The sequence below is a fragment of the Nostoc flagelliforme FACHB-838 genome, from assembly GCF_014698065.1.
In the GTDB taxonomy this organism is placed as follows: domain Bacteria; phylum Cyanobacteriota; class Cyanobacteriia; order Cyanobacteriales; family Nostocaceae; genus Nostoc; species Nostoc flagelliforme_B.
On the sequence record NZ_JACJSI010000381.1, the window covers coordinates 1 to 5,431 of the forward strand.

At 40.2% G+C, this 5,431-nt stretch carries 5 protein-coding genes; 4 read left to right on the top strand and 1 reads right to left on the bottom strand.

Annotated features, from left to right (window positions below):
* Positions 1 to 473 precede the first annotated feature (473 nt).
* Positions 474 to 1,148, top strand: a complete 675-nt coding sequence (locus H6G97_RS44270; RefSeq protein WP_242056031.1) for a DNA cytosine methyltransferase — start codon at positions 474 to 476, stop codon at positions 1,146 to 1,148.
* 338 nt (positions 1,149 to 1,486) lie between these two features.
* On the opposite strand, the gene H6G97_RS44275 is transcribed toward H6G97_RS44270, so the two are convergent.
* Positions 1,487 to 1,678 (bottom strand): hypothetical protein, encoded by a 192-nt coding sequence (locus H6G97_RS44275; RefSeq protein WP_190946829.1) that lies wholly within the window; start codon positions 1,676 to 1,678, stop codon positions 1,487 to 1,489.
* A 786-nt stretch (positions 1,679 to 2,464) separates the two neighbouring features.
* Between H6G97_RS44275 and H6G97_RS44280 the strand changes: the two genes are divergently transcribed.
* From H6G97_RS44280 to H6G97_RS44290, 3 genes are all read left to right on the top strand, one after another.
* A complete protein-coding gene (locus H6G97_RS44280) occupies positions 2,465 to 3,328 on the top strand; it encodes a DUF2382 domain-containing protein (RefSeq protein ID WP_190946830.1) in 864 nt (287 codons plus the stop codon).
* 181 nt (positions 3,329 to 3,509) lie between these two features.
* The gene (locus tag H6G97_RS44285; protein WP_338421977.1) at positions 3,510 to 3,752 is read left to right on the top strand and encodes a GNAT family N-acetyltransferase; all 243 of its coding nucleotides are present in this window, start codon (positions 3,510 to 3,512) and stop codon (positions 3,750 to 3,752) included.
* 102 nt (positions 3,753 to 3,854) lie between these two features.
* On the top strand, positions 3,855 to 4,484 hold the full coding sequence (locus tag H6G97_RS44290; protein WP_190946831.1) for a chloramphenicol phosphotransferase CPT family protein: 630 nt from the start codon (positions 3,855 to 3,857) through the stop codon (positions 4,482 to 4,484).
* The last annotated feature ends 947 nt before the right edge of the window (positions 4,485 to 5,431 follow it).

Consider the following 5,431-nt stretch of genomic DNA (forward strand, 5'->3'; position numbering starts at 1 on the left):
GACAGCCGCCTATGTTCTCCCCTACTCAAAACTTTCAAAATTAGAACAAGTCTATTCCTATCGGAATATTACTTAATATTAGCGCGATGTTCTATATTCTTCCGGTAGACATAGGGTTAAAATTCTCCGTAATCGTAAGATATGCATATTTACCACGTGGGTATCTGTATGAACCTCTGGTACAAAACGCCACAATTGCTGTAACACCATCAGTCAGATTTTGGAAACCAATGCTTCTCATTCGCCCTTCAAGCGCTGCCCCATCACCTCAAGGGAGCAATCGTAGACTATGGAGGGGCGGTTGTAATAAAGGCAAAGGATTGGTGATCGCCTACGGTAGGCGCACTTTCACAAAAATACTCTACCAAGTTATTCACATCAATAAAGTATATAAATTTACTATAATCATCTATTACCAGCATTCAATTTATAATTTGGCAATTATTTATACCTCTGTACAAGTACTATAAATCTTGCTTACAGCGATCGCTATTGCTGAAGCCATCCGACAGTTGCAGCCACGGGTGTTTACGCTAGAAAATGTCCCGCGCTATCAAAACAGTCAGAGTTTTGCCATCATCCTGAATACTTTGGAACTTGAGGGGTACTTAGTCGATTACAGCGTGGTCAACATGGCTGACTTTGGGTTGCCCCAGGCGCGGCGGCGGTTAATCCTGGTTGGCAGTAGAGGTTTTCGCGTTGCAATACCCGCTCACAGAAAACCAATAGGTTGGTATGAGGCGATCGCGCATCTCATCCCTACCATGACCGATTCCCAACTACTCCCCAAACAACGGCAAGCTTTGGAGAAATTTTTAGCCGGGAATGCGCCAACACCACTGCTAATAGAAAGATTGGGGGGGCGTACACAGTCTAAATATAAACCTGGACATTTACCTTGCAATACGATACTGCGGTCGCATTTCACCGATCACAAAGGTTGCAACCGTAGTAAGTTCGCTGATATCTGGTTACCGGATGGTACGGTCAAATCCTTGTCTATTGCAGGGGCTGCAATCTTGCAAGGGTTTCCCGGTTGGTACGACTTTCCCAATGAAACTGCTACGGCTGGGTCAATTATCGGCTATTCTGTGCCTCCCAGTTTTGCAAGCCAATTATTCATGTCGGCACAAAGTATAGCTATGTAGGCAATAACTAAGGCTCCACTCCTTCATCAATCCAAGCATCAATTGCTGTTTTTACCTCTAATTCAGTCACAGCAGACTATTCTTTTTCGTTGACAGTTGTTTGAAATACCGCTCTTTTACCGTGACCAACTTTTTCCATTAAGTGTCCGCGATACAAATTTTTAGGCTTAATCATTTTTATAGAGTATTATAAACTTATAATGGGCTGCGCTACACTACAAATAAAAGAGAAATTTTAGAGATAGGATATCCTATCAAATGTTTGTCTAATTCTTTAACTATTTTGGCTCCTGAATTTTACCATAAGTTGTTCTTATAATTTATTTCTTTAATTGTAATTATTTTTGTTGTTGCTGAAATTCAGATTCTAACTTTTTCTGACTTTTAGAGGGAGTAACAGATGCTACTGCACCAACTCCAGCCATTCCAACACCGATGAGATACATCAATTTTCTACTTAAATATTGAGACCCAAGGTATCCAAAGGTAATTGCTGCAAATATTGTGCTAATTATTTGAGGTAGCTTCATGTTTAAAACACAGTTACTTGATTAAATTTAACTGGACTAAGAATCGCTAATTAATTTTTGATTACAGTATTTATAGAGTAAACAAATAATATAGGTTTCACTACTCTCTATAGGAAGGGCTATAACTGTCTTTAGTAAGAGAAAATAAGCGCTTATATATACCTAGTCTTAGTACTAAATTACATTGATCGAGAATATTGTAAGCCAGCCTGTACAAAGCTTTTATACCAAATTTAATATTTGCATACAACAAAATCCGGATATCTATTTAGTAATAGGTAAGCGAGGACAAAATCAAGCTTATTTATTAAACTAAACAGAATATATGGTGGAAAAAATCCTTCTTTAGAAGGATTTTTAGTCCTGCTTAAGAGTAACATAACATTTTTAAGAATCGAATAATTAACCTTACAAAATATCAGCATATTTGTCTCGAATGTTAAGCATTAATAAATATTAAAACTAACTACAATGCTTTATATCTATCAGTTCTGCTAAATTTATTATTGATATACTATCCTAGCAAGTAGCTATACAAAAGCTAGCAAGTAGCTGCATAAAATGTCAAAAATTATTTATCAACTAATTTTTAAGCTAGCAATAAATATGATACTATGTCTGGTGTTTTTATTTTTTACTGAAGATTCACAATTAAGTTCATTATGTTTAATTACTTCTTCGGAGCAGTTTCAAAACTAGCAAAATCAACCTTACGAAAGAAGATTTACTTAAACTAAGTTTGGTATCATTTAAGAAATGAACAGTAAAGTTCTAAGGAATATAAGAATGCCACTCCAGAAAATAAGTGAGTTTGATCCAAACTACTATAACGCTATTGAAGGTAGTGACATCAAAGGGATGAGCGTATATGTTCAGGGAACTGATCAGAACATTGGCACGGTGAGTGATGCTGTAGTAGATGAGCTAGGAGCATTCCGCTATTTAATTGTTGACTTAGGCTTTTGGATTTCTGGTAAGAAAGTATTACTACCAGTGGGAAAATCGCGCATTGACTCTACAGCAAACCGCGTATATGTCATTGGGTTAACAAGAGAGCAAGCAGAAAATTTGCCTGAATATCAAGAGCATACAGCACTCAATTACGATTATGAAGAAAAGGTGCGTAGTGCATATCGCACACCGTCTGTAGAAGGTTCAGCACCTCTAGATGCAACCTCTAGACTTACTGCTCCCACTTATGATCGCAATAACTACACATACGCTTACGACGCGGATCTATATGATGTCAGCGAAGACCAAACCTTTAAACTCTACGAAGAAAGGCTAGTTGCTAACAAACAGCGTCGGAAAACCGGAGAAGTTGCAATTGGTAAGCATGTAGAAACCGAAACTGCAAGAGTTTCTGTCCCCGTGGAAAAAGAGCGAATCATCATTGAGCGAGTTACCCCTACTGACGCAGGTAAAGTTGTATCTCCTGGAACAGCTAACTTCCGTGAAGGTGAAGTAGCACACATGGAACTTTATGAAGAAGTTGCTGATGTTCAAAAAGAAGCTTTTTTGCGAGAAGAAGTCAGAGTACAAAAAGTAGTAGATCAAGAAACCGTTGAAGTTGAAGAAACAATTCGACGTGAAGAGTTAGATGTTGACACTGATAAAACTCCAATAGTCAACAAAACTGACCGGCTCTAATCCAAACCACATTTCCCGCAGAATTCAGAAGCTTAGGGGCGCAAGGCTTTGCGTCCCTATATTGATCTGTGTATTACAAATATTTACCAGACAAACCTCAAGCGAGAATTGGGACGTGCAGAATATTTATTACTAAAAATCCTGATAAATTTATTACAATCTATTAAAGTGCTTCCAGATTATTTTTACAGGATGCGCCAAGGATGGCAAAGAGGAAGGAACTATTTACGATATTGGCGTTCTGCCCCAGTATCAAGGACAGGGTTTTGCAAACGATCTTTTGTCCCAAGGAACACGTACATTACAAGAAGTAGGCGTTTGGAGAGTGTTTTGTGATACTTGGGTGGGTAACGAGCGGATGATTTCTGCCTTCAAGCGAGTTGGTTATCGACAGTACGGTGAACCTTGGGAGCGTCCCGTTTAAATCTGTTTTCTCCCTCAAAATCTGAATTTTATCGAGTTGAATTGCTCACAGACCGGAGTTAGTAATTTATTTACATTTTTATCAACTATGCTCGGAAAAATCATGGAACAGACACATGATCTGGGGCAGATTATCATCCTCAATGGTACTCCACGCTCAGGCAAGTCGAGTATTGCCACAGCCATTCAAGAATCATTTAATGGTCTATGGATGAACTTGGGGGTCGATGGGTTTATGCAGATGACTCCTGCAAGATTTTTGCCGGGAATTGGTCTGCGACCAGGGGGAGAACGCCAAGATATTGAACCTTTGATTCCCATTTTGTACAGTGCGATGTATGAATCTATTGCTGCTCACAGCCGTTTGGGGATCAATGTCGTTGTTGATGTCGGACATCATGACGCATACGCCATCAAGCGGGGTATTCTGGTCAATTGCGCTCGGCGTTTAGATGGATTACCCGTTTTGTTCGTGGGTGTTCGTTGCCCAATTGAGGTAATTATGGAAAGACGATGGAATACAGGCCAGAACATGGATACTGTTCTCGGCTCCTCAGTGCCACATCCGATTGAGTTATGGCAGAGCGAAGTTCACATCCCTGGTATTTATGACATGGAAGTTGATACCTCCTTATTCAGTTCGGCGGAGTGTGTCGAGATAATCCGCCAGCAGTTGGCAAATCTTCCTGTACCATCGGCATTTCAACGACTTGCTGCACTGTCTGCCAATTAAATCATCGTCACCTGTATAAATCGAGAAGTGCCACTCATCGGGTTTTCCTATACAGTTCTTAGACGCTTTGCGCCTTGTCGGACACATCGCCTAGCTTGCGGCTACTACCAGGTATCTCTGCATGATGAGGACTTGGGGGATTGGTCAAGTACAGTTCACAATTCGCAATACTTTGGCTGCGCTCAGTACAAGTTCGCAATTCGCAGTTACAAAAATCTGAATTGAGAATAGGTTTAAATCGTGATTTTATCATAGCACTGTTAGAAATGCTAGATATATCTGGTTGCATCATCACCATTGATGCTTTTGCGTTCCCAAAAATTGATTGTCGATTAAGCTACTGGAGTATAGCATTTATTATTGATTTTAGCTCTACATCGAATGGCACTAAGTTAAGCTGAAGGGGAAGCGGCGTAAGGATTGCAGAGGGGCAGGGGGGCAGAGGGGAATTTCTAAATATCTGAACGCAATGCCTAAAATTTCTTCTTTCTCCCCTGCTCCTTTGCTCAAGAGCACCCCTGCCGCCTCAACGATTTTACCTTTACAAGCGTGCCATTCAGCTCTACATCCAAGATCCCAAATAGGCTCTATACATGCACAAGTAACGAAAACTCTTGAAACTGCCGTCATACAACAGATAAGCGCCAGCATCAACAGCACCCACGATGTAACCTAGCCAGATGCGTGACAACCAATGGTTCGTTCGGAGCAGGAGCAATGACCATGTGGGGAAGTTCAGTTGTTAAGTTGGACGAAGCGCAACTGGCTAGAAATGTAAAAAGAGTAATAGCAGAATAGTTTTATACTAATTTTGTACTTTGTTAGCGCACAGCAATGAGTAGGCTATGGAAAATCTGAAACAAACAATAGCTAGCTACTCTAATAAAGATATAGAAGTGCGAAAACATTGGTACTCTCCAGCAGCAGAAGCTTACAACAGGGCAAGA

Bases quoted from the DNA above. Each gene is read 5' to 3' on its own strand.
- H6G97_RS44275 (WP_190946829.1), bottom strand. From the start codon at position 1,678: ATGAAGCTACCTCAAATAATTAGCACAATATTTGCAGCAATTACCTTT.
- H6G97_RS44280 (WP_190946830.1), top strand. From the start codon at position 2,465: ATGCCACTCCAGAAAATAAGTGAGTTTGATCCAAACTACTATAACGCT.
- H6G97_RS44290 (WP_190946831.1), top strand. From the start codon at position 3,855: ATGGAACAGACACATGATCTGGGGCAGATTATCATCCTCAATGGTACT.